This is a genomic window from Ruegeria sp. CDSC085 (genome assembly GCF_059610465.1).
This window is the reverse complement of sequence record NZ_JBXWNR010000004.1, coordinates 173,014-196,452: the sequence shown is the minus strand read 5'-3', so window position 1 is coordinate 196,452 and position 23,439 is coordinate 173,014. Positions and strand designations below refer to the sequence as shown.

Here is a 23,439-nt window from a genome sequence, read left to right as displayed (position 1 = left end):
GATTCAACCCGCGATGCAGCCCAGAATATCGACTGCGTGATTGGAACCCAGAACGGTGATCCGGATCTCGGACCGGTCCAGTGCAAATGGTGCACCTGATGCGTTTATGATTTCTGCTTCGGCCACCAGAGTATCCCCTTGCCTCTGAGACACAGGTTGCGAGGCCCAAAGAGCAGGATTGCCGGGTTCGATAACAGCGACTTCGCGGCCACCCGCTGACGGCATCGTCATCCGAGCTTCAATCCGCATTCCGTCTTTCGTGGGCGTCAGATTGCAGGTGGTCTTGGTGACACGTGCTTCGCGCGCGGAATAGGGTCTTTGCGCCAGCGCTGCAGCAATCGCCGGGTTGCGATCAGCGTCGGCGTCGAGCGTGTGGTCGAAATCCAGGCGTTCCGGGATGCAAACGTCTTTGCAGACCCCCAGATCCATCCTGCCTTTCAGGTGGACCGGTTTTGCCGGATTGCGCGGAGTGACCTTAATGGGCAGGACCAGCTGGTTTTCATAGCCAATCGATTGCAGGCCATCCTGATCAAATAATTCGGGCGCGGGCCAGATGATTTCCACCTGGCCGATATTGCTGGATCGCTTCCAGTCGAACTCGGGCGGGATGCCGGAATCTCCCGGCGCGCGCCAGTAGGTCTTCCAGCCATCCTTGAGCGTCAGCTTCAAAGCGGACATGTAGGTGCCGTTGGCCGTCCGCCCGCCATCCAGAACATCCAACTGGACCACGTCATCCAGGCCTTGCGCGGCAACTGGAACGGACAGGCTCAGGCACGCGAGTGCGGCGACAGCGGTAGGTTTCATCGACATCTTCATACCCCATAAATGCGCGTCGTTGGCGCGGATTCCAAGTCACGATCCGGTCACTGCGATGAAATCCGTCGAAATACGGGTTCGTCTCTTGCAAACTATGGTGCGGCGGGGCCATTGTTGATGTGAACTGACAAAGAGATGACGGCCCATGGACCTGACCGGAAAACTGTTGATTGCGATGCCCGGAATGGGCGATCCGCGATTCGACCATTCGGTGGTGTATATGTGCAGCCATGGCGACGATGGCGCCATGGGATTGATCGTGAACAAGCCTTCGGATCTGCGAATCAAGACGTTGCTGGGGCAACTGAACATCGCCTGTCGTATCCCGGTCATCGGAGAGCGCCTTGTGCATTTCGGTGGCCCGGTCGAGATGTCGCGCGGATTTGTCCTGCATGGCTCCGATTATGAGGCCAATCTGCATTCGATGCATATTTCTGAGGATTTCAGCATGACGGCGACGCTGGATGTGCTTGAAGATCTGGCGTCTGGCAGCGGACCGCTGAATTCGATGCTGACGCTGGGCTATTCCGGCTGGGGGCCAGGCCAGCTTGAGGACGAAATTGCCATGAACGGCTGGCTGACCACCGAAGCCACGACGAAACTTGTCTTCGACGTGCCCGATGACGAAAAATGGGAAGCTGCGTTGGCGACGCTCGGTGTGGATCCTCTGACGTTATCCGCCAGCGCTGGCCGGGCCTGATCAGCTGTCGCGTGGCGCGGCGGCGCGGCGCAACCTGTCATTGATTGCAGCCCCCAATCCGGTGTTCGGGATCGGAGACACGGCAATTGGTCGCCCGGTCTCGTTCAACCTGTGAAGGGCCGCAAAGAGATTCGCGGCCGCTTCGGTCAGACGTCCTTCGACAGACAGGTTCAGGTCGCATTCTACTGGCCCGAAGCCCAGCAAAACCTCATCGCCCTGACGGGCCGTGACGTTCAGGCGCACAGGCGCATCCGGCGCATAATGCGACTGCAACTGTCCCGGAGCGGTCAGCAGATCGCCGGATTGATGCAGGTGCAGAGGTATGTTCAACACGCTTTCGATCCGGTCCAATGCAACGCCCCCCGGACGCAGCAATCTGGGCTCTCCGGCCAAACCGACTATGGTGGATTCCAGACCCACTCCGCAGGGACCGTCGTCCAGAACCGCCGCGATCCTTCCGCCAAGACCGGACCACACATGAGCTGCCGTCGTGGGGCTGATCTGACCCGAAGGATTTGCCGAGGGGGCCGCGACGGGCCCATCAACGTCGGCCAGCAGCGCACGCGCCGTCGGGTGCGCGGGCACGCGCACAGCCAAAGTGTCCAGCCCGGCGGTCACCAGTGAGGAAATCCCGTGTCCTTCGCGCAACGGCAAAACCAGGGTTACAGGACCGGGCCAGAAGGCCTGTGCCAGCTGCTCGGCATGATCCGACCATTGCACGAACCGCTGTGCCGCGCCCACCGAGGCGACATGGGCGATCAGCGGATTGAAGCTGGGCCGTCCCTTGGCCTCGTAGATCGACGCGACGGCCTGACCGTTGCGGGCGTCGCCGCCAAGGCCATAGACCGTTTCGGTCGGAAAAGCGACCAGAAGACCCTGACGCAACATATCGGCAGCCCGTGCGATGCCGCCGGGATCTGCCGTCAATTCCTGTGTGCCGGATGAGATCATATCTGATGACGCCGCGTTTTGGTTGCCTGGAACTTGAGGAAAGGTACGTAATCGGTTCAGGCCCACACGCTTACCGGCGCTTGAACTTGATTCCAAGCCCGCCGATGTATTCTGATCCGTTAGACCCCGAGAGAAATCATGCCATATCGCGCCCCAATCTCTGATTATCAATTTCTGCTGGACCATGTCGTCGGGTTCGACCAGGTCGCTGCCACCGAGACTTTCGCAGATGCCAGCGCCGATGTCGTCAGCGCCATCCTGACCGAAGCAGCCAAGATGAGCGAAGAGGTTCTGGCCCCGTTGCAGCGTGCCGGTGATCTGGAACCGGCACGGCTTGAGAATGGCGTGCTGCGCAGCTCTCCGGGCTATGCCGATGGCTGGAAGGCGATTGCCGAAGGCGGGTGGATCGGGATCAGCGCTGATCCTCAATTTGGCGGTATGGGCCTACCGATGGCCATCACTACTGCCGTGAACGAGATGATGAGCGCCGCTTGCCTGTCGCTGCAACTTGCTCCGCTGATGGCGCAGGGCCAGATCGAGGCGCTGGAACATCATGCCAGCGACGAACTGAAGTCGCTGTATCTGCCCAAAATGATTTCCGGTGAGTGGTCTGCCACCATGAACCTGACCGAAGCACAGGCCGGATCGGATGTCGGTGCGCTGACCTCGAAGGCCGAACCAAACGGTGATGGCACCTACTCAGTGACCGGGCAGAAGATCTTCATTTCCTGGGGCGACAACGACTTTGCTGAAAATGTCTGCCATCTGGTTCTGGCCCGTCTGCCGGACGGTGTGCCCGGCACCAAGGGCATTTCCTTGTTTCTGGTACCGAAATACATCCCCGATGCGGCTGGAAACCCCGGCGTGGCCAACGACCTGAAGGTTGTTTCTGTCGAACACAAGATGGGCCTGCATGGCTCACCCACCTGCGTGATGCAATATGACGGCGCCAAAGGATGGCTTGTCGGTAAGGAACATGGTGGTATGGCGGCCATGTTTACCATGATGAATAACGCCCGCCTGGGTGTGGGTGGCCAGGGTGTGGGCGTTGCGGAAGGTGCCTATCAGCACGCTTTGGCCTATGCGCTGGAGCGTAAGCAGGGCAGGACGCCTTCGGGTACGATCATCGATCATGCGGATGTGCGTCGCATGATCATGGATATGCGCGCCGATATCTTTGCTGCGCGTGCGATTCTCATGGCCAACGCAACGGCGATTGATATGGCGAAAGCCACCGGCGACACAGACTGGGTCGCGCGGGCCGCATTGTTAACGCCAATCGGCAAAAGCTTTGGGGCCCGGACCGGAATACGCGTGGCTGAAACCGGCGTGCAGGTGCATGGGGGCATGGGCTTTGTCGAAGAAACAGGTGCGGCGCAGTATTCCCGCGATGTTCGCGTGACCGCGATTTACGAGGGAACCGATGGCATTCAGGCCATGGACCTTGTTGCGCGCAAAATGATGGACGGCGGGGAGGCGGCGTCGAACCTTCTGGACGAGATCGAAGAACAGGCAGAACACGCGCGTACGACGATGCCCGATTTGGCCGGTCCTGTGTGGGAGGCAACAGAAACCCTGCGCGAGGCCACCGAATGGTTGGTGGCGCAGGACGACATGAACGATCGATTTGCAGGCGCAACGGCATATCTTCAGGCGTTTGCCCGGGTGCTTGGCGGGCACTATCACCTGTCCGCGGCACTGGCCGATCCGGAAGGACCACGGGCCAAGCTGGCGCGATACTACATCAACGCCTTGTTGCCCGAGCATTCCGGCCTTCTGGCGCGGGTGCAAAGCGGGGCGGATGATCTCTTTTCGCTCAGCCCAGACGAATTGGCGGCGTGATGGACGGGGATCGCGTTTCGGGGATCAGGTATCCGTGGGCTGAACCGCCTGCGCCGGGTGAGGCCGTCGAGGTTGCCGAGGGCGTTCTATGGATGCGCCTGCCTCTTCCGATGGCGCTGGATCACGTCAATATCTACGCACTGGACGATGGCGAAGGTTGGACGATGATTGATACCGGGCTGTCGTCGAACAAGACGCGGCGTATCTGGGAAACCCTGATGGGTGGGCCCCTCGGGGGCAAACCGATCACCCGTGTGGTGGTGACGCATCATCATCCTGACCATGTCGGCAATGCCGGGTGGTTTCAGTCGGAGCACGGGGCCGAGCTGGTCACAAGCCGCACCTCATGGCTGTTTGCGCGAATGCTGACGCTGGATGTGCAGGAAACATGGCCGCAGGAGACGCTTGATTTCTATCGCTGCGCCGGCATGGCACCCGAGGTTCTGAATGCGCGGATGAAGGATCGTCCGTTCAACTTTGCCGACACGGTCTATCCCATGCCGCTGGGCTTTACCCGGATCAAGCAGGGCGACGTGATCCGAATGGGTGGGCGCGACTGGGACGTTCATATGGGCAATGGCCACGCGCCGGAACACGCCACCTTCTGGAGCCGTGATGACAATCTGGTGTTGAGCGGCGATCAGATTCTCAGCTCGATCAGTCCCAATCTGGGCGTCTATGCCACCGAACCGATGGCCGATCCGGTTTCAGCGTGGCTGGAAGCCTGCGAGCGTTTGCAAACGCTTGCCCGGCCCGATCATCTGGTCCTGGGCGGGCACAAGCTGCCTTTTACGGGTCTGCCGCTTAGAATGAGGCAGCTTATCGACAACCACCACGGCGCTTTGGATCGCCTGTTGAAACATCTGGATCAGCCCAGAGCTGCCGCCGATTGTTTTCTGCCTCTGTTCAAGCGCACGATCCGTGAAGGTGAATATGGGCTTGCGCTTGTTGAGGCGGTTGCGCATGTGAATCATCTCTACCACATTGGTGCAGTAACCCGGACGCAACGCGCCGACGGGGCATGGCTGTATCAGCGCAAAGGGTAGAAGAATGCAGGACCAGATCGAAACCTCGGCCGAGGCCGCCGAAGCCGCTGCTTTGCCGCGGTGTCATGAGGTGCACGCAGATCCCAACGCTCAATCCGGTGCCAAGGACCTGCCCGAGAGCTTAAAGAAGCCGGTCAAGAACAAAAGCTCTGCGCAATGGGCTTACGAACGCTTGATCATGTACATCCAGAACTTCGAAAAGACGCTGGACGGTGATCACGAAGTCGCCATGGGCTTCACCGGTGGCGATGCCGGCGTAATGCGGATCGAGGGGATGGGGTATTTCGACCCCGACATGATTACTTTTTATGGATCGGGCGGGGCCGGGGCCCGCACGCAACTGGTGCAGCATGTCAGTCAGTTGAATGTGATGCTGCGCGCTTTGCCTAAATCCGTCGAGGATAAACCTGCCAACCGTATCGGGTTCCGTCTGGCTGCGGATCTGAATGACAGCTGACTTGCAATTCACGCGTGCGCGCCTTTGAATGACTGCATCAGTCCGGAGGCCGCCACGTGACAACATTTTTTCAAGCAGTAACACATGCCTACGCCGAAGCTTGGGCCCGGCGTTGGGTCTTTGTGCCAATCTATGTCGCTGTGCGTTTGCTGTTGGTGGCGTTGATCGCACCGGGTGTGGCCGTGGCCGTCAATCTAGCGGTCTCTCTGTCAGATCAGACCGCTCTGACCGACCAGGACATTGCGATGTTCCTGCTGTCTCCGGCAGGGTTCATCGCGGGTGTCGCGGTGCTCAGCCTGTTTTTGCTGGCCGAGGTCTTTGTGTTCTCGGTCATGGCCGGGTCCTTGCGCATGGGGGAAGGCGACCCCTGGCGCGCAGGGGGCGCGGCGCTGGCACTGAACCTGTCCCGCTTTCCGGCACTGTTTGGGTTTGCCGTTCGGTTCATCCTGCGTGTCTTGCTGCTTGCCCTGCCGTTTGTGGCCATCGCGGGGTTGATCGCATGGTGGACGCTGACGGAATATGACATCAATTATTACCTGACGTTCCACCCTCCGGCCTTTCAGGTGGCCGTGGTTCTTATTGGACTTGTCGGTCTTGCGTTGGCATGGGTGTTGATTCGTCGTCTGTCCGGATGGGCACTGGCCCTGCACTTGGTCCTGTTTGAAGGTGCTTCACCACGCGGAGCATTCGCCAAAAGCGAACAAAAGATGGAAGGCAAGCGCGGGCGCTTGAAGATCGAACTTGCCCTTTGGCTGGGAATGCGGCTTGTGATTGCGGCGTTGATAGCTGCAATGGCAAGTTTGTTGTTTGCGCTTGTGCCGGTGCAGGAAGGCGGCAGCCTCAGACTGGCATTGATCCTCAGCCTGATCATCGCAGGGCTTTGGTCCTTGGCGGGGTTGGTTCTGGCGGCAACAGCGCTGGGCGCGCTGGCGGTTGTGCTGGACGCGTTTTTCGAAGCTGAGACAAAAGAAGTTCCCCATCCCGAACCCCGAAGGGTCCGCGTACCTGTACTTGTGACTGTCGCAGCGGCCCTGGCGGCATTGGGCATTGGCCTTTGGTTCGGTCAAGGCCTGCTGGAACGGGTGCAGGCGCCGGATCATGCTGAGGTCATCGGTCACCGGGGCGCTGCGGCTTTACGACCGGAAAACACAATGGCCTCGGTCTTGAAAGCGATCGAGGATGGTGCGGACTGGGTTGAGATAGACGTTCAGGAAACGGCGGATGATGTGATTATCGTGGCCCATGACAGCGATTTCATGAAGTTGGCCGGCGTCAACCTGAAGGTCTGGGATGCTACGATACAGGATGTGGCTGATATCGACATTGGAAGCTGGTTCGGGCCGGAATACGCCGCAGAGCGGACCCCGACCCTGCGAGAGGTTCTGGAAGCGGCCAGGGGCAAGTCCAAGGTCCTTATCGAACTGAAATACTATGGTCATGACGTTGATTTGGAAAACCGGGTGATCCACCTTGTCGAAGAGCTCGGGATGCAGGGCGACATTGCTACCATGTCGCTGAAGTACCCGGCTGTGCAAAAGATGAAAAAGTTGCGCCCCGACTGGCGCTCCGGCGTGCTGGCGGCCACGGCTGTCGGGGATCTGTCGGGGCTTGAAGGCGAATTTGTTGCGGTCAATGCAGGCATGGTGACACCGGGACTGATCCGCAAGGTGCAGGACGCGGGCAAGGATATCTACGTCTGGACTGTGAATGATCCGTTGCAGATGTCCAGAATGGCCTCGATGGGGGTGGATGGTCTGATCACAGACCGCCCGGCCATGGCCAATGAGGTTTTGCGCGTGCGCGCTGAAATGGGGCCGGGTGAGCGGCTGTTGCTGTGGCTGGCCACTACGTTTGGATTGCAGGTCGATACAGAGGCTATGCGCGATGAAAGCCCTTAAACTGGCGCTGATTCTGGCTCTGCCGCCACTGTCGGCATGGGCCCAGGATTTGATGCGAGGATTTGAAATGCCGGGCCACCGAGCGCTGATCGAACAAAGCGAGGGCGCCGAACTGACCTCGTTTGAAACTGACGGCTGTTCAGGCGGGTTGTCAGCCAGTTGGCGCTGGGTGGCAAAGCAGTTTCCGCAAGTTGGCGAACTGTATCAAGAGCACCCGCCATGGGAGTACTGCTGCGTGACCCATGACCGGGCTTATCACAATGCAGGAGGAGCGGAGACGACCGAGGAAAGCTATGACGCACGTCTGGCTGCGGATGACGCCTTGCACGCCTGTGTGGTAGAGCACGGAGACCGCCATGCAGAAGATTATGCCGACCGGTACGACATGACACCTGACCAGATTCGCAGCGTGCACGCGATCACTGCGGATGCAATGTATGGGGCGGTGCGATTCGGTGGCGGGCCCTGTAGCGGCCTGCCCTGGCGGTGGGGTTTCGGGTATCCCGGTTGCTCGGTTCTCAAGTAAGCGCATCTTGCGCGTGAAAGACGTGGTGACAGGCGTTGTATTTTCTATTATCCAACAGATCAAACACGCGAATTGGGAATCTGAGACTCATGGCTGAATACAAGCACGGCGAAATGGACATCACGGTCCAAACCAAAACTTTCAATGGTTTCATCAAAGCCACCACGTGGTGTGTAGTCGCCATTGCCTTCCTGTGCCTGTTTCTGGCGGTTTTCGCCTCCTGATAGTATTGGGGGCTAAATTGCTCAGGATTTTGATTGCCTGCTTGTTGGCAGCGACGCTGGCAGGCTGTGCCAATTCAAGCCGTCCTCAGGCGGATCAGAATGAAGTCGTATCCCGGTCCTACCGTGATCCGGGGCTATCGACGCTAACGCTTTACACGATGATCAGCACCCGCACCGGATCGGGTGCACATACGTCGCTGATGATCTCGGGTAGCGAGCGGGTGATCTTTGACCCTGCCGGTTCGTTCCGGGCGGATGTTGTTCCTGTGAAGGATGACGTGCTCTATGGCATTACCCCGGCGGTCGAGCGGGCCTATCGCAGCTCGCACGCGCGCGAAACGCATTATGCCCGTATACAGACCATACAGGTGAGCCCGCAACAGGCTGAAATCGCCTTGCAACTGGCAAAGCAGTCCGGTCCGGTCGCCGGCGCATTCTGCACCAACGCGACTTCGCAACTGTTGAAGCAGGTGCCGGGATTCGAGCAGATCGATGTGACGTTCTATCCGGTGAAATTGTCGGAACAGTTCGCACAGATTCCGGGCGTCGTGACCGAAGAGTACCGGGAAAACGACGATGCGGATCTGCAAAAAGGGTTGGCGGCGAACAATGCGCGTCTCAACCAGCTGAACGCTGTCTCAACTCAGTAGATAAAGCAGACCATAGAGCGTGGCGGCCCCGGAAAAGATGGCCGCCAGCACGTTTTTGCTGATCACTCCCACTATCAGGGCAACAGCCGCCGCCGACATACGGGGCAGATCGGGCTGTCCTTCGGTGGCCGATGGCCAGACAACCAGCGGTGCGATCAATGCAGGAAGGATGGCCACCGCTGTATACCGCAGGTGACGCAGCAGCCAGGGCGGCATCGTGCGATCACCTACAAAACCGATAAAGACAAAGCGAAGCGCATAACTGCCGATGGCAAGCCCGATGATAATGGCCCAGATGGTAACGGACTCCGGCTGCGTCATGACTGCGTCTTTCTACGTTCAAGGATCAGTTCCGCTTGCGCTCCGGCAATCATTCCAGCGCATCCGGCGATCAACAGACCTAGATTGAACGGGATTGCGACCGTCAGCAACGAAACCGTGATGGCCACAAGTGCTGCGACCACATGTGCAAAGGTCCGCATCATCGGCCCTATCATGGCCAGAAAGGTAATAGGCAGGGCAAAATCCAGCGCCCAGCTTTCCGGTATTTGTGCACCCAGCACTGCGCCCAGATAGGTGCCCAGAATCCAGAGCGGCGTGACCGGCGTGACAGAGCCCACGAAATAGGCCATGCGTTGTGGCACTGACAGGTCAGGCTCTTTCTCGAACCGCACGATGGAGCAGGCATAAGATTGATCCACGGTCAGATATGCCGCAAAGGCACGCTGCCACATGGGCGCGGAACCCAGGTAAGGTGTCAGTGATGCGGAATACATCGCCATACGCAGATTCACGGCCAGCGCCGAGATTACGATGATCACGGTCGGGGTGTTGTCCTGCAACAGTTGCAGGGCCGCGAATTGCGCTGCTCCGGCAAAAACGGTCGATGTAAAGGCCATCGTCTGAACAAGGGTCAGCCCGGCTTCGGTCGCGAAAACACCAAACAGAAGGCCAAAGGGCACGGCGACGAAGATGAACGGCGTCCCGTCCCGAAAACCTTTCCAGAAGTATGACTTGGATGTGGCAGAGGCCATGGCTAAATCCTATGGTGATGCGTGCAGCAGTAACTGTCTTGGGAAGGGGTTGCAATTGGCCACGGAATTCGATCTGTCGGACTATCTTATCGCCCCTGATCCGGGCGCGACACGCCTGACCCGCGCGGTTGAGGGCGTGGACCAGAACGGCGAAATCAACCAGATTTCGGTGGTCGAAGAGCGCCCGTTGACGATATTCCTCAACGCGCAGGAAATCGTGACAGCGATGACCATTGGCGATTACCCCGAATATCTGGCGCTGGGCTTTCTGCGCAATCAGGGGATGCTACTGGCGGATGACGAAATCACGCGCGTGGAATATGATGACGATCTTGAAACCGTGATCGTCCGCACCGCGCGCCAGACGTCTTACGAGGATAAGCTGAAGAAAAAGACGCGCACCAGCGGGTGTGCCGTAGGTACGGTGTTTGGCGACATGATGGAGGGTCTTGAGGACGTGCAACTGCCGCAGGTTCAGGTGCGTACTTCGTGGCTGTACGAACTGGCCTCGAAGATCAACCGCACCCCGTCGCTGTATCTCGAGGCCGGGGCAATCCACGGCACTGTCCTGTGCCGTGAAAACCGCCCGCTGGTGTATATGGAAGACGTGGGCCGCCATAACGCTGTCGACAAGATTGCAGGCTGGATGCTGTCCGAGAATGAGGCGGCGGAGGACAAGATTCTCTATACCACCGGTCGCCTGACATCCGAGATGGTGATCAAGACGGCAATGATGGGCATTCCGGTTCTGGCCTCCCGCTCAGGCTTCACCGCATGGGGTGTCGAGATCGCGCGCGAAGTCGGGCTGACGCTGATCGGCAGGATGCGCGGGCAGCGCTTTGTCTGCCTCTCGGGTGACGACCGTCTGCTGCGCGACGTAGACCCGTCTACCGTGTCAGGCGAGGACAAGAAACACCGCCGCAAAAGTGCAGGATGATTTTGGAAACTCTCAGACTCTTTTTCTTGATTGTTGTGACGGTCAGTATCTTACCGCTGAGCATTCTTGCTGCCCGAAACTACGCACGCAGCAAACGGACCATCGTAGACGGGATGGCACGGTTGGACGAGGAAACTCTGAATCGATTGGGATGGGACGCAAGAGACTATATCGGTACATTTGACCTGTTTGCCCCATTCCGGATGGGGTGGACAGCTTGGGGATTGGCGGTGAAAAAACAAAGCGCTGTATTGCAACGTATCCTCCTTCAAGGTTTGCCGGACTCAGTCGTATTACCCGACGAAATCCGACGATCACTCCGCAGGTATCGGTGCTATTTCTGGTCGTTTTTCGCGCCTATGGCGGTTTTGGTGCTGTTTCTCGCTTCCATTCGCTTCAGCCATGTTTTGGCCGACTTTTCCGGACTTCCTTTGAGCCTGTGTTTCATTTTGCTTGGTGCGGGCAATGGGGTTTGGATTTTTACACCGCTGGAGAAATTTCGAAAATGGCCGGATATCGAAGACCCATCATGACCAAGCCGTTTGGCATAATTCTCGCAGGCGGGCAGGCCACACGTATGGGCGGTGGCGACAAAGGTCTGCTGCAGATTGGAAGGCAGAGCCTGCTGTCCCATGTTATCGAACGTATCGCTCCACAGGTGAGTGGCCTGGCGTTGAACGCCAATGGAGACCCCGAGCGTTTCGCCGACCTGAACCTGCCCGTCCTGCCTGATACGATCAACGGATTTGCGGGCCCTCTGGCCGGTGTGCTGGCCGGGCTCGACTGGGCGGCAGGGCAGGGGGCAGACAGCATCGTGACGGTTGCCGCAGACACGCCATTCTTCCCGCGCGACCTGGTGGCGCGACTGACACAGGCTGCGGAAGGGCAGGTGCACCCTCTGGTGTTGGCCACCACGCCGCGTACGGGCGACGAGGCGCTGAAATCCGGCGGGGGCAAGCGGGTCAACCGACACCCGACCTTTGGGATCTGGCCCGTGGCGCTGCGCGATGATCTGCGGGGGGCGCTGATGGACGGGTTGCGCAAGGTGGTGATGTGGACTGACAAACATGACGGGCGCGAGGCTTTGTTCAACGCCGACCCGTTCGATCCGTTCTTCAACGTCAACACGCCTGAAGATCTGGACCGTGCCCGAACTTTGTTGGAGCAGGCATGAGGATCTATGGCGTCACGGGCTGGAAGAATGCCGGCAAAACCGGGCTGATGGAACGGCTGGTGGCCGAGATCACCAGCCGGGGTTTCTCGGTCTCTACGGTCAAACACGCGCATCACAGCGTCGATGTGGATCAGCCGGGCACGGACAGTCACCGGCACCGCGTGGCAGGGGCCAGCGAGGTATTGCTTGCCTCGGGGCAACGCATTGCTCTGATGCAGGAATTGCGGCGCGCGCCTGAACCGCCCCTCGCCGAACTGCTGGCGCGGCTCTCGCCGGTCGATCTGGTGCTGGTCGAAGGGTTCAAGCGCGAGGACCACCCCAAGATCGAAGCGTATCGCGCCGCGGCGGGTAACGCGCTGATGGCACCTGAAAACGGCACCATCCGCGCGGTGGCCAGTGACACCGCGCTGGATCTGGATCGCCCGGTTTTTGATCTGAACGACACGGCCGGCGTCACGGATTTCATACTGAAAGAGGTCGGATTGTGAGCCTGTTCCAAACCTTTGCAATGGTGGATTGGTCTGGAGGGAACGACACCGGGCCGACCCCGCGCAAGGATGCGATCTGGGCCTGCATTGTACGTAATGGAAAAGTGCTTGACCCCGAATACCTGCGTAACAGGCTGGTTGCAGAGCAATGGTTGGATACTCTGATCCGAGCCGAACTGAAGGCCGGTCGCCGTCTGCTTCTTGGGTTCGATTTTCCTTTTGGATATCCTTGCGGATTCGCCCGCGCGATGACCGGTACGGACGATCCGCTGGCTTTGTGGGACTGGTTCGACCAACATATCGAGGATTCCCCGAAGGCCAACAATCGCTTTGATCTGGCGGGTCGGATCAACTTGCGGTTTGGTGGTCTCGGCCCGTTCTGGATGAACGGATTGCGCCGAGATATTGACGGTCTGCCACGTACCAAAACGGGCTATTCAAACCCGTTCCCGGACCGCCGTGTCGTTGAGACTCTGGCAAAAGGCAGCTTCACTTGCTGGCAGATGGCAGGGGCAGGCGCGGTTGGCGGACAAGTTATGATGGGATTGCCGGTTCTGAACCGGCTTCGCCACCGGTTTACCGGGCAAGTCTCTGTCTGGCCGTTCGAGCCGTGGGATAAACCCGTCGCCTTCGTGGAAATCTGGCCGTCTTTATCCCTTGGCGCAGCACCGGATGGACGGATCAAGGACGCTTGGCAGGTTGAACAGGTTGCCTTGACTCTGTCGCGTCTGACAGAGCAGGAGTTGGATGCGCAATTGAACGTCTCAGCGGCAGAGGAAGGTTGGATATTGGGTGTGCCTCAGGACAAGCCGAACATAGCCCCGCCTCCGTTGCGGAACGATTGTTTTGCATTGCCTGCCGGGGTCAACTGGACACCGGTCGATGACGCTCTGGCCTATTTGCGCGACAGGCTGCACCCGATCACGTCAGTTGAGACGGTTGCGCTGAACAACACGAGCGGGCGCATTCTGGCCGGGGATGTGGTCGCCCGACGCTCGAACCCGCCGTTACCGAATACGGCTGTGGATGGGTTCGGGTTTGCTGGCCCCGCCCCCGATGGCCCACAGATCATGCCATTGATTGACGGGCGTGCGGCGGCGGGAATTCCGTTCGACGGTGACGTGCCTCAAGGCCGGGCATTGCGCGTGCTGACGGGTGCGGCGCTGCCTGACGGGGTGGATACGGTTATTCTGGAAGAGGATGTCACGGTCAAAGACGGCCACATTGCTTTCCACGGCCCGCTTAAAAAAGGCGCAAATACACGGCGCGCGGGAGAGGATGTGACCGCAGGCGATATCGCTCTTCCTGCCGGGCGCAGGCTGACCCCCGCCGATCTTGCGCTGCTGTCTGCCGTGGGGATTGCCGAAGTCAACGTACGTAAACCGCTTCGCGTGGCTGTAGTGTCCACGGGCGATGAACTGGTCGAAGCCGGAGAGCGCGCTGGTCCGGGTCAGATTTTTGACGCCAACCGCCCGTTACTGCTGTCATTGATCGATCGGATGGGGTTCGTGCCCGTGGATATGGGCCGTGTTTCGGATGATCGGGACGCCTTGCGGGATCGATTGGACCAGTCCGCAGAACAGGCGGATGTGATTTTGACCAGTGGTGGCGCGTCAGCAGGCGACGAGGACCACGTCTCAGCCTTGTTGCGTCAGGCTGGGGCGATGCAGCACTGGCGCATTGCGTTGAAGCCCGGGCGGCCGCTGGCTCTGGGCTTGTGGTCCGGCGTGCCGGTGTTTGGCCTGCCCGGAAACCCGGTTGCGGCCATGGTCTGTACTTTGATCTTCGCGCGCCCGGCTTTGGGGTTGATGTCCGGCGAAGGCTGGGCTGAACCGCAGGGTTTCGAAGTGCCTGCCGCCTTTGAAAAGCGTAAAAAGCCGGGTCGCCGGGAATATCTGCGCGCCAGAATGCGCGATGGGCGGGCCGAAGTCTTCCACTCAGAAGGGTCAGGCCGGATCAGTGGTCTCAGCTGGGCTGAAGGGTTGATCGAAATCGAGGACGGTGCGCGTCACGTCAAACCGGGCGATATGGTCCGTTTCCTCCCGTATGGAAGTTTCGGGTTGTGACGGTCACGATTTCTAGAGAGTTCGCCGATCAGGAACGCGCGCAAGCGGCGGCCCTGTTCTGGCAGGCATTTTCGGCCAAGCTGGGCAAAGTCATGGGTCCGGACGAAAAAGGATTGGCTTTCTTTGAAATCGCATTGAACCCGGATTTCGCGCTGGTTGCGCGGGATGAAACGGGCCGGGTGCTGGGTCTGGCGGGTTTCAAGACACGTGACGGCTCTTTTGCGGGGGGCAATATGTCCGACCTGGCGCGGGTCTATGGCTGGTTCGGGGCTATCTGGCGCGCTTTGGTTCTGAGCGTGCTGGAGCGCGAGCTGAAACCGGGCGTGTTCCAGATGGATGGTATTTTTGTCGCTGCCGAGGCGCGCGGCAAAGGAGTGGGCACGGCATTGCTGAATGCCATCAAGTGCGAGGCCCGCAACCACAACATGTCAGAGGTTCAGCTTGATGTCATCGACACAAACCCCCGGGCCCGTAGCTTGTACGAGCGCGAGGGATTTCTGCCTTTGGGTCAAGAAAAAACCGGACCGCTGAAGTATCTGTTCAATTTCAGCAGTGCGACCAAAATGTCGTGGGTTGTCAGGCCGGATTAATCAAACGTGCCTGCCACGCGACCCAGCAACATGAATGCGCGTGCCGTTCGGGTTTCACCCAATTCACTCAGTTCCGCATCGCTTGCCGTGGGTTCAAACTCGGCCATCATCTTGTCAAACCGACGCAGGAAATGGTGAGCGGCGTCGCGGAAAATCGGGTCCTGTTTCATTCGGGCTGCCGTCAGTGCAAGTGAAGATCTGTCGCGTACACCCCCCAGCGCCGCCACAGCGCGCCCGCGTGTGCCCTGGGCGAACTGGCGCCAGATTTCTGGCCGGGCCATGTCGGGGCGCAGGTCATCCATATAGATGCCTTCCTGGCTGAGCAGCGTCAGAACATCCTGCGAAGCTTGCACAAGCTGTGCCGTCTTGCGGTCCTTCAATGCAACACGCAGTGCATTGAACCCCTCGTTGTCGTCCTGCGTTTCGGGGAAATTCAGTGCGCGGATGAAAACCTCGGTACTCAGTGGTGAAGTGATCTCTTCCGCAGGTGTCCCAAGTTCCAACGAGGTCTGGTCGCCCTGAGTGGAAGGCTGCGCCGCTGCGGCAGAGCGCGCGGTGCGTTTGCTCGAGAATGTTGCCAAGGCGTCTTCGGTTTTCCGTGTGGCCGCAGCGATTTCGTCCAGCTTTTTGGTTACCGCGGGTTCATAAGCGCTGGAGGCGCGTTGCTGCTGCGCCACATAGGCTTGTCGGATCGCGTCAATTGCTGTTTGCAGGCGTTCGCTTTCCTCTCGCATCACCCGACTGGTGCGCATCGCGGTGGCCGCAACCCAGATCATCGCCACGGGCATGAACACGGCCAGAAAGGCGACGACAAAGCCACCGTTCTGCCCCTGGCCGGGCAGCACGAGAAAGACGACCGACACCACCAGCCAGATCAGGCTGAGCACCAATGCGGCAATCTCGATTTCGGTGACAGCCGGAGTCTTCGGGCGATCATAGATGCCCAGCGACGTCGGCTTTTCGGTTTCCGGGTCAGGTTTTGGCCCCGACATTACATGCGCTCCGGTCAGGCGTACTCGATACTCAGGATTTCGTAAGAGCGCACGCCGCCGGGTGTACGCACTTCGACACTGTCCCCTTCATCTTTGCCGATCAGGGCGCGGGCGATTGGGGATTTGATGTTCAGCAGGCCGTTTTCGATATTGGCCTCGTATTCACCAACGATCTGCCAGGTCTTTTCTTCCTCGGTATCTTCGTCGACCAATGTAACCTTTGCGCCAAATTTGACTGCGCCGGTCAACTTGGACGGGTCAATGACGTCGGCAAGCGACAGGATACCTTCCAGTTCCTTGATGCGACCTTCGATGAAGCCCTGTTTTTCGCGGGCAGAATGATATTCGGCGTTTTCCTTCAGGTCGCCCAGTTCCCGCGCCGATGCGATCGCTTCGATGATCGCCGGGCGTTCAACGGATTTGAGATTCTTCAGCTCAGCCGCGAGCGCGGCATTGCCCGCAGGCGTCATCGGGATCTTTTCCATACTCTCTACGTCCACGCATAAATTGAGTCGCCCCGCCGCACAGGAGCGTCGGGGCGAGTGTTAGGTTGGCAGTTACCTGACCCAAATGCCACGTGAATTGCAAGAGGTGTCAGCGCCAGCAGCGATCAATTCGCGACTTCGCGCCGTTTTGATTTAGGATGGGGCCTGTGCCGATGATCGGGATGCCGCGACCTGCGCCAACGCTGCGACGGGGTGCAAAGCCAAATCATCTCAATCATATTGCACCACTTCGAACTCGATGCCGTTATCATCCCTGAAATAGAATCGACGTCCAGGTTCGTAATCGGCGTGGTTGTGGGGTTCGAACCCCATGTCGCGTACTTTGGCTTCGGTCGCATCGATGTCTTCGACCAGCACGCCAACATGGTTCAGCCCTCCGATCACATCGTAGCTGCTTTCATCCGACTGTTTCGGGTCGTCAGGTTTATACAGCGCCAGATACGTATGGGCCGAGCCGACATGCACAGTGTAGCCACCGGCAATTGCAGGGCCTTCCCAACGGGTTTTCCAGCCAAAGACTTTTTGCATCCAACCGGCTGAGGCCTGCGGGTCGCGGACTGTGAAATTGGTGTGTTCAAGCGTCGCCATCATGGGATCTCCTGTGTTTTTTGGCTTGTCCCGACTCACCGTAATTTCTAAACCTAACTTTAGGTCAAGGTGATTTTTGTGAGCGTGTGATGGCTGTTTTAGAGGGGCTGGCGATTGGTGCATTGGCCCGGCGCACAGGGCTGGCCGTGTCGGCCATCCGGTATTACGAAGCACAGGGTCTGATTTCGCCTTGGCGCAACGCGGGCGGGCAGCGACGTTACCAACGGGCCGATATTCGGCGGCTGAGCTTTGTCATGATTGCGCAGCAGTTTGGCCTGACCCTGCCTGAAATCCGTGAGGTGTTGTCGGGCCTGCCGGGAAATCGCACACCGACGCCGCAGGACTGGAAGGCCATTAGTGTACAGCTTCGGGCCCATCTGGATCAGCGAATCGATACCCTGACGCGGTTGCGCGACAACCTCGATGGCTGCATCGGGTGTGGGTGTCTGAGCTTGCCGAAATGTGCGCTCTATAATCCCGATGACCGCGCAAAATCGAATGGTAGCGGTCCCAGATACCTGATGGGGGACACACCGGAAGGTTGATGTGTCGAATAGCCCTCTTGTTACGCCGTGTTTCGATTGACCAATGTCTTTGAGACCATGTAATCAGCCGTGAAACAAAATTGCGCAGATCATGCGGTGACAGCGCCAATTCGGAAAGTTAGCTAAGGAGCCCGCGATGGCCGAGATTGAACGCGAAGCGATGGAATATGACGTGGTGATCGTGGGTGCAGGTCCTGCGGGCCTGTCTGCGGCCATCCGTTTGAAACAGCTGGATGCCGACCTGAACGTTGTGGTTCTGGAAAAAGGTTCGGAGGTTGGCGCGCATATCCTGTCGGGCGCGGTTCTCGACCCGTGTGGTCTGGATGCTCTGATCCCGGACTGGAAGGAAAAAGGCGCGCCGCTGAATGTACCGGTCAAGGACGACAAGTTCTACATGCTGGGAGAGGCGGGTCAGGTCCGTATCCCGAACTTCCCGATGCCGCCCCTGATGCACAACCACGGCAACTACATCGTGTCGATGGGCAATGTCTGCCGCTGGATGGCCGAACAGGCCGAGGAACTGGGTGTCGAGATCTTTCCGGGCATGGCGTGCTCGGAAATGGTCTATGGCGAAAATGGCGAGGTCAAAGGCGTGGTTGCCGGTGTCTTCGGTCTGGAACCAGACGGTTCCTATGGCCCCAACACCGAACCGGGGATGGAGCTGCACGGCAAATACGTGTTCCTGTCGGAAGGCGTCCGGGGTTCTCTTTCCAAGGAAGTGATTGCCAAATACGATCTGTCTGCCGGCAAAGAGCCGCAGAAATACGGTGTCGGCATGAAAGAGATCTGGGAAATCGACCCGGCCAAGCACAAGGAAGGCAGCGTCACGCACACAATGGGCTGGCCGTTGGGCAGCAACGCAGGCGGCGGTTCGTTCATCTACCATCTTGAAAACAATCAAGTTTACGTCGGCTTCGTTGTTCACCTGAATTACAAGAACCCGCACCTGTATCCCTACATGGAATTCCAGCGGTTCAAGCACCACCCGATGGTTGCTGATCTGCTGAAAGGTGGCAAGCGCGTCGCCTACGGGGCCCGTGCGATCACTGAAGGCGGCTATCAGTCAATGCCAAAGCTGGTTGCTCCGGGCGTGGCGCTGTTGGGCTGTTCGGCGGGCATGGTCAACGTGCCGCGCATCAAAGGCAACCACAACGCGATGCTGTCGGGCAAAGCTGCGGCCGAAGCTGCTTATGACGCCATCAAGGCCGAGCGTTCGGGCGATGAACTGACGGCTTACGAGACTGAAGTTCGTAATGGTGCGATTGGTTCCGACCTGAAAAAGGTTCGCAATGTCAAGCCGATGTGGTCGAAGTGGGGCCTGACCGCCAGCCTGATGTTGGGTGGTCTGGACATGTGGACCAACACATTTGGCTTTTCACTGTTCGGTACTCTGGGTCACGGCAAAAACGATGCAGAATCGACTGAAGAAGCCAGTAAGCACCAGCCAATCGATTATCCGAAGCCGGATGGAACGCTGTCTTTCGATCGTTTGACGAATGTGTCGTTCGCAGCGACCAACCACGAGGAAAGCCAGCCCTGCCATTTGCGTCTGACCAATCCTGATATCCCGGTAAAGGTCAACCTGCCCAAGTTCGACGAACCGGCGCAGCGTTATTGCCCGGCAGGTGTATATGAGATGGTCGAAGACGAAGACGGTCCGCGATTCGTGATCAATTTCCAGAACTGTGTTCACTGCAAAACCTGCGACATCAAGGATCCCAGTCAGAACATCACCTGGACCACTCCGCAGGGCGGTGACGGACCAAACTATCCGAACATGTAAGCAAAAAACGGGCAATGGCAGCGTCATGAAGGCTCTGCCATTGCCTCTTGCCTGCCGAAGCCCTAGCTTAAACTTCAGTCAACGATAGCAAGGCAGGATTTCGGTGGTTTCCCTGGTTCGTCGCACGGCTTTGTCCGTGCTTCTCATGTCGTCGGTCGCAGTCCCGGCCTATTCGGAATCGAGTGCCGGATCATATCTGGCCGGGCGACAGGCGATTTACGAAAGCGACTATTCTGCCGCTGAACGGTACTACGCTCAGGCCCTCAGGTTTGATCCCCAAAATGCGCTGCTGCTGGAAAGTGTTGTAGTTGCCCGCATCGCTTTGGGGGAAGTGGCCCGCGCGCTGCCTGTCGCCCAGCAGATCGAGAAAGCCAACTTGCCCAGCCAGGCTGCGCGGATGGTGATATCGGTCAATTTGATTGCCGAGGGAAAATTTGACGAACTACTGGCCCGTGACCCTGAAACACAGGGTGTCGGCCCTCTTGTTGATGGCCTGATGATCGCCTGGGCTTATCTGGGACAAGGTGAGATGACGAAGGCGATGGATCAGTTCGATTCTGTCGCCACTCAGGATGGCCTCAGGGAATTCGCGCTTTATCACAAGGCGATGGCATTGGCGTCTATCGGTGATTTCGAAGGCGCAGAGGCGATACTTGCGGACAATGATGGAACGGTTGCCCGGTTCTCGCGTCGGGCTGCGTTGGCCCGCACCGAGATTTTGTCGCAGCTTGATCGCAACGAGGACGCCATTCAGTTTCTGGACGAGGTGTTTGTGGCAGGCAGTGACCCGACCATCGAGACCTATTTGAGCCAATTGGAAGCAGGAGAAACCTTGCCGTTCACTCATGTCCGATCCGCTCAGGACGGCATGGCCGAAATATTCTTTACCGTCGGTGCCGCGTTGAACAGCGAAGCTTCAGCCGACTATGTTCTGCTGTACACACGCTTGGCCAGTTTCCTGCGACCCGATCATGTGGACGCCATTTTGCTGAGTGCAGATCTGCTGGAAAACTTGCAGCAATATGATTTGGCGGTTGAGGCGTACCGTCTGGTCCCAGCGGACAGCAACGATCACCACGCGGCCGAATTGGGCCGGGCCGAAGTTTTGGACCGTTCTGGAAAAACCGATGCCGCCGTCGAAGTGTTGCAAAACCTGGCTGCGCAAAACCCCGACTTGCCGGGTGTGCACGTCGCTTTGGCAGACCTGCAGCGGCGACAGGAAAACTATGCGGCCGCGGTGACCTCTTACGACACTGCGATTGCCCTGACGGATAGTGCAGCGGGTGGGAACTGGTTCCTGCATTACGCGCGTGGAATCAGCCATGAAAGGCTGAAGCATTGGGATCAGGCCGAAGCTGATTTCCGCCGGGCGCTGGAGCTGAACCCGGATCAGCCCCAGGTTCTGAACTATCTGGGTTATTCGCTGGTTGAGCGCAAAGAAAAGCTGGACGAAGCGCTGGACATGATCGAACGCGCTGTAGCTGCTCGTCCGGATAGCGGCTACATCGTGGACAGTCTGGGTTGGGTTCTGTTCCGTCTGGGGCGTTACGACGAGGCCGTCGAACACATGGAGCGTGCGGTTGAGCTGATGCCGGTCGATCCGGTGGTCAATGATCATCTGGGTGACGTCTATTGGGCTGTCGGGCGCGCACGTGAGGCCGAGTTCCAGTGGAGCCGCGCCTTGTCCTTTATCGACCCGGAAGATGCTGATGGCGAAGCTGATCCCGATCGCATCCGGCGCAAGATCGAAGTCGGGCTGGATGCCGTCTTGGCCGAAGAAGGTTCGGAGCCATTGAAAGTCGCCAATGGAAATTAAGGCGTTTGCGCCCGCCAAGATCAACCTGACCCTACATGTCACAGGCCATCGTGAGGACGGTTATCACCTGTTGGATTCGCTGGTGGTTTTCGCTGATCTGGGTGATCAGCTGACATTCAGACCCGGTCCAGAGCTGTCTTTGGACGTGCGTGGCGAGTTTGCCGATGGAGTACCCGCAGACCGCCGAAATCTGGTCTGGAAAGCAGCTGAGGGCGTTGGTTGGACCGGGCATATCGACCTGAGCAAATCTCTGCCGCATGGGGCGGGCATCGGGGGTGGCTCTTCGGATGCTGCCGCAACACTTGGGGCTTTGGCAGGGCAGGGTTGCGACATCCCGCCGGAGCTGCCGTTGACACTGGGGGCAGATGTACCCGTCTGCCTGAAGGGCCGGGCGATAAGAATGCAGGGCATTGGCGATCGGTTGGCGGCGGTGAACCTTCCGCACCTGCCCGCCCTTTTGGTCAACCCGAATGTACAGGTGCCGACAGGTGCCGTTTTCGACGCGCTATCGTCCAGAGACAATCCGCCGATGCCTGAGGTTATCCCGGATTTTGCAAGCGCTGACGATTGCGCCCAGTGGCTGGGCGAACAGCGCAATGATCTGCAAGTGCCTGCCATGGGTGTTGCGCGTGAGATTGAACAGGTGCTGGACGAGCTGAACATGACCAATCGCGCTCTGGTGGCGCGCATGTCAGGGTCAGGATCAACTTGCTTTGCGCTTTATCCGACGATGAAAGATGCGCATTTCGCGGCTTATGATATCGGCGCAGCCCATCCCGATTGGTGGTGCCGTGCCGCGCAGCTTAACTGAGGCGCGAAACCACGTAGTCGGCCAGTTGGCGCAGCAGACTGCGAACTTCGTGGTCAGGCAATACAGCCAAAGCGGTTTTGGCTTTATTTGCCCAACCTAAAGCGTCTTGCCGGGTTTCTTCGAGCGTGGCGTATTTGTTCATCAGACCCAGCGCGTGATCCAGATCACCGTCCTGCTGCCGGCCTTTTTCAATCGTACGCTCCCAAAAGGCGCGTTCTTCCGGCGTGGCTTGCGCCAGGGCCTTGATGACAGGCAGGGTCAGTTTCCGTTCACGGAAGTCATCGCCAACGTTTTTTCCGGTCGTTTTGCTGTCGCCCTGATAATCCAGCAGATCATCGGCAATCTGGAACGCGATGCCCAATGAATCGCCATAGTCGAAAAGCGCTTGGATCTGCTCTTCCGAGGCGCCTGCGATCACACCGCCCACCTCGGTTGCGGCCGAGAACAATGCCGCCGTCTTACCACGCACAACCTGTAGATAAACGTTTTCATCTGTACGCAGATCGGTTGCGGCTGTCATTTGCAGCACTTCGCCTTCGGCAATTGTTGCAGAGGCATTGGCAAGGATGTCCAGAACCCGAAGCGAACCCGTTTCGACCATAAGCTGGAAACTGCGTGAAAACAGGTAATCGCCAACCAGAACACTGGACTTGTTGTCCCACAGCAGATTGGCGGTCGGGCGGCCGCGTCGCTGCGCGCTCTCATCCACTACGTCGTCATGCAGCAGGGTGGCGGTGTGGATGAACTCGACCGTCGCCGCAAGGCGCAGGTGGTGGTCGCCGGAATAGCCAAACAGGCGTGCTGCGGCCAATGTCAGCATTGGGCGCAGGCGTTTTCCACCGGCTTCGACCAGGTGCTGCGTCACTTCCGGGATACGTGGCGCATGGTCCGACGCCATCCGCGTACGGATCAGCCCGTTCACGGCCTCCATCTCGCCCGCCAGAATTTCGGCCAGGCGCTCATGCGGTTTTGAGATCATGTCGACGATCATCACACTCC

At 58.7% G+C, this 23,439-nt stretch carries 26 protein-coding genes; 18 read left to right on the top strand and 8 right to left on the bottom strand.

Features of this window, described 5'->3' with window-relative positions; translation table 11 throughout:
• Positions 1 to 3: 3 nt before the first annotated feature.
• Entirely contained in the window at positions 4 to 804 is an 801-nt protein-coding gene (locus tag AC2FJB_RS08910) for a protein-disulfide reductase DsbD domain-containing protein (protein ID WP_299899228.1), read from the bottom strand.
• A 157-nt stretch (positions 805 to 961) separates the two neighbouring features.
• Between AC2FJB_RS08910 and AC2FJB_RS08905 the strand changes: the two genes are divergently transcribed.
• Positions 962 to 1,516: a YqgE/AlgH family protein gene (locus AC2FJB_RS08905; RefSeq protein ID WP_496717925.1), complete on the top strand. Its 555-nt coding sequence runs from the start codon at positions 962 to 964 to the stop codon at positions 1,514 to 1,516.
• Here the strand turns inward: AC2FJB_RS08905 and AC2FJB_RS08900 are convergent, their stop codons facing one another.
• On the bottom strand, positions 1,517 to 2,467 hold the full coding sequence (locus AC2FJB_RS08900) for an L-threonylcarbamoyladenylate synthase (protein WP_496717927.1): 951 nt from the start codon (positions 2,465 to 2,467) through the stop codon (positions 1,517 to 1,519).
• 138 nt (positions 2,468 to 2,605) lie between these two features.
• Here AC2FJB_RS08900 and AC2FJB_RS08895 point away from each other — a divergent pair, with 138 nt between their 5' ends.
• From AC2FJB_RS08895 to AC2FJB_RS08865, 7 genes are all read left to right on the top strand, one after another.
• Positions 2,606 to 4,309, top strand: coding sequence for an acyl-CoA dehydrogenase (locus AC2FJB_RS08895; protein ID WP_496717929.1), 1,704 nt, complete (start codon positions 2,606 to 2,608; stop codon positions 4,307 to 4,309).
• Positions 4,309 to 5,355 (top strand): MBL fold metallo-hydrolase, encoded by a 1,047-nt coding sequence (locus AC2FJB_RS08890; RefSeq protein ID WP_496717931.1) that lies wholly within the window; start codon positions 4,309 to 4,311, stop codon positions 5,353 to 5,355. The genes AC2FJB_RS08895 and AC2FJB_RS08890 overlap by 1 nt, the downstream gene beginning before the upstream one ends.
• A 4-nt stretch (positions 5,356 to 5,359) precedes the next feature.
• Positions 5,360 to 5,812, top strand: coding sequence for a DUF6173 family protein (locus tag AC2FJB_RS08885; protein ID WP_496717933.1), 453 nt, complete (start codon positions 5,360 to 5,362; stop codon positions 5,810 to 5,812).
• A 56-nt stretch (positions 5,813 to 5,868) separates the two neighbouring features.
• A complete protein-coding gene (locus tag AC2FJB_RS08880) occupies positions 5,869 to 7,710 on the top strand; it encodes a glycerophosphodiester phosphodiesterase (protein WP_496717935.1) in 1,842 nt (613 codons plus the stop codon).
• Complete coding sequence (locus AC2FJB_RS08875; protein WP_117870445.1) at positions 7,697 to 8,236, top strand: hypothetical protein; 540 nt, start codon at positions 7,697 to 7,699, stop codon at positions 8,234 to 8,236. The genes AC2FJB_RS08880 and AC2FJB_RS08875 overlap by 14 nt, the downstream gene beginning before the upstream one ends.
• Before the next feature lie 89 nt (positions 8,237 to 8,325).
• Positions 8,326 to 8,460, top strand: a complete 135-nt coding sequence (locus tag AC2FJB_RS08870) for an aa3-type cytochrome c oxidase subunit IV (RefSeq protein WP_117870443.1) — start codon at positions 8,326 to 8,328, stop codon at positions 8,458 to 8,460.
• A gap of 17 nt (positions 8,461 to 8,477) precedes the next feature.
• The gene (locus tag AC2FJB_RS08865; RefSeq protein ID WP_496717937.1) at positions 8,478 to 9,110 is read left to right on the top strand and encodes a hypothetical protein; all 633 of its coding nucleotides are present in this window, start codon (positions 8,478 to 8,480) and stop codon (positions 9,108 to 9,110) included.
• Here the strand turns inward: AC2FJB_RS08865 and AC2FJB_RS08860 are convergent.
• A complete protein-coding gene (locus AC2FJB_RS08860; protein ID WP_117870439.1) occupies positions 9,099 to 9,431 on the bottom strand; it encodes an AzlD domain-containing protein in 333 nt (110 codons plus the stop codon). The genes AC2FJB_RS08865 and AC2FJB_RS08860 overlap by 12 nt on opposite strands.
• Positions 9,428 to 10,144: an AzlC family ABC transporter permease gene (locus AC2FJB_RS08855; RefSeq protein ID WP_496717939.1), complete on the bottom strand. Its 717-nt coding sequence runs from the start codon at positions 10,142 to 10,144 to the stop codon at positions 9,428 to 9,430. The genes AC2FJB_RS08860 and AC2FJB_RS08855 overlap by 4 nt, the downstream gene beginning before the upstream one ends.
• A 49-nt stretch (positions 10,145 to 10,193) precedes the next feature.
• On the opposite strand from AC2FJB_RS08855, the gene AC2FJB_RS08850 reads away from it, so the two are divergent.
• Genes AC2FJB_RS08850 through AC2FJB_RS08825 form a run of 6 tightly spaced genes read left to right on the top strand, consistent with a single transcriptional unit; the run spans position 10,194 to position 15,399 of the window.
• Positions 10,194 to 11,081, top strand: a complete 888-nt coding sequence (locus AC2FJB_RS08850) for a formate dehydrogenase accessory sulfurtransferase FdhD (RefSeq protein ID WP_117872876.1) — start codon at positions 10,194 to 10,196, stop codon at positions 11,079 to 11,081.
• Positions 11,078 to 11,614, top strand: coding sequence for a hypothetical protein (locus AC2FJB_RS08845; protein ID WP_117870435.1), 537 nt, complete (start codon positions 11,078 to 11,080; stop codon positions 11,612 to 11,614). The genes AC2FJB_RS08850 and AC2FJB_RS08845 overlap by 4 nt, the downstream gene beginning before the upstream one ends.
• Positions 11,611 to 12,255: a molybdenum cofactor guanylyltransferase MobA gene (mobA, locus tag AC2FJB_RS08840; RefSeq protein ID WP_496717941.1), complete on the top strand. Its 645-nt coding sequence runs from the start codon at positions 11,611 to 11,613 to the stop codon at positions 12,253 to 12,255. The genes AC2FJB_RS08845 and mobA overlap by 4 nt, the downstream gene beginning before the upstream one ends.
• Positions 12,252 to 12,743 carry a molybdopterin-guanine dinucleotide biosynthesis protein B gene (mobB, locus tag AC2FJB_RS08835; protein ID WP_496717943.1) on the top strand — a complete coding sequence of 164 codons (492 nt, stop codon included), beginning with the start codon at positions 12,252 to 12,254 and terminating at the stop codon, positions 12,741 to 12,743. Before mobA ends, mobB begins: the two co-directional genes overlap by 4 nt.
• Positions 12,744 to 12,763: 20 nt before the next feature.
• Complete coding sequence (locus AC2FJB_RS08830; RefSeq protein ID WP_496718098.1) at positions 12,764 to 14,809, top strand: molybdopterin-binding protein; 2,046 nt, start codon at positions 12,764 to 12,766, stop codon at positions 14,807 to 14,809.
• Positions 14,806 to 15,399, top strand: a complete 594-nt coding sequence (locus tag AC2FJB_RS08825; protein ID WP_496682504.1) for a GNAT family N-acetyltransferase — start codon at positions 14,806 to 14,808, stop codon at positions 15,397 to 15,399. Before AC2FJB_RS08830 ends, AC2FJB_RS08825 begins: the two co-directional genes overlap by 4 nt.
• Here AC2FJB_RS08825 and AC2FJB_RS08820 read toward each other — a convergent pair.
• From AC2FJB_RS08820 to AC2FJB_RS08810, 3 genes are all read right to left on the bottom strand, one after another.
• A complete protein-coding gene (locus AC2FJB_RS08820; RefSeq protein WP_496717945.1) occupies positions 15,396 to 16,391 on the bottom strand; it encodes a hypothetical protein in 996 nt (331 codons plus the stop codon). The two genes, AC2FJB_RS08825 and AC2FJB_RS08820, sit on opposite strands and share 4 nt — an antisense overlap.
• Before the next feature lie 14 nt (positions 16,392 to 16,405).
• Complete coding sequence (greA, locus tag AC2FJB_RS08815; RefSeq protein WP_117870427.1) at positions 16,406 to 16,876, bottom strand: transcription elongation factor GreA; 471 nt, start codon at positions 16,874 to 16,876, stop codon at positions 16,406 to 16,408.
• A 231-nt stretch (positions 16,877 to 17,107) separates the two neighbouring features.
• Positions 17,108 to 17,488: a VOC family protein gene (locus tag AC2FJB_RS08810; RefSeq protein WP_496682510.1), complete on the bottom strand. Its 381-nt coding sequence runs from the start codon at positions 17,486 to 17,488 to the stop codon at positions 17,108 to 17,110.
• Between the two features lie 86 nt (positions 17,489 to 17,574).
• Here AC2FJB_RS08810 and soxR point away from each other — a divergent pair, with 86 nt between their 5' ends.
• The 4 genes from soxR to AC2FJB_RS08790 all read left to right on the top strand — a co-directional run bounded on the left by soxR (position 17,575) and on the right by AC2FJB_RS08790 (position 22,440).
• Positions 17,575 to 18,030: a redox-sensitive transcriptional activator SoxR gene (gene soxR, locus AC2FJB_RS08805; protein ID WP_496717947.1), complete on the top strand. Its 456-nt coding sequence runs from the start codon at positions 17,575 to 17,577 to the stop codon at positions 18,028 to 18,030.
• A gap of 136 nt (positions 18,031 to 18,166) precedes the next feature.
• Positions 18,167 to 19,813, top strand: a complete 1,647-nt coding sequence (locus AC2FJB_RS08800) for an electron transfer flavoprotein-ubiquinone oxidoreductase (protein ID WP_496717948.1) — start codon at positions 18,167 to 18,169, stop codon at positions 19,811 to 19,813.
• A 145-nt stretch (positions 19,814 to 19,958) separates the two neighbouring features.
• Entirely contained in the window at positions 19,959 to 21,629 is a 1,671-nt protein-coding gene (locus tag AC2FJB_RS08795; protein ID WP_496818158.1) for a tetratricopeptide repeat protein, read from the top strand.
• Positions 21,619 to 22,440, top strand: coding sequence for a 4-(cytidine 5'-diphospho)-2-C-methyl-D-erythritol kinase (locus tag AC2FJB_RS08790; RefSeq protein ID WP_496717950.1), 822 nt, complete (start codon positions 21,619 to 21,621; stop codon positions 22,438 to 22,440). Before AC2FJB_RS08795 ends, AC2FJB_RS08790 begins: the two co-directional genes overlap by 11 nt.
• On the opposite strand, the gene AC2FJB_RS08785 is transcribed toward AC2FJB_RS08790, so the two are convergent.
• Complete coding sequence (locus AC2FJB_RS08785) at positions 22,433 to 23,431, bottom strand: polyprenyl synthetase family protein (RefSeq protein ID WP_496717952.1); 999 nt, start codon at positions 23,429 to 23,431, stop codon at positions 22,433 to 22,435. The two genes, AC2FJB_RS08790 and AC2FJB_RS08785, sit on opposite strands and share 8 nt — an antisense overlap.
• Between the last annotated feature and the right edge of the window lie 8 nt (positions 23,432 to 23,439).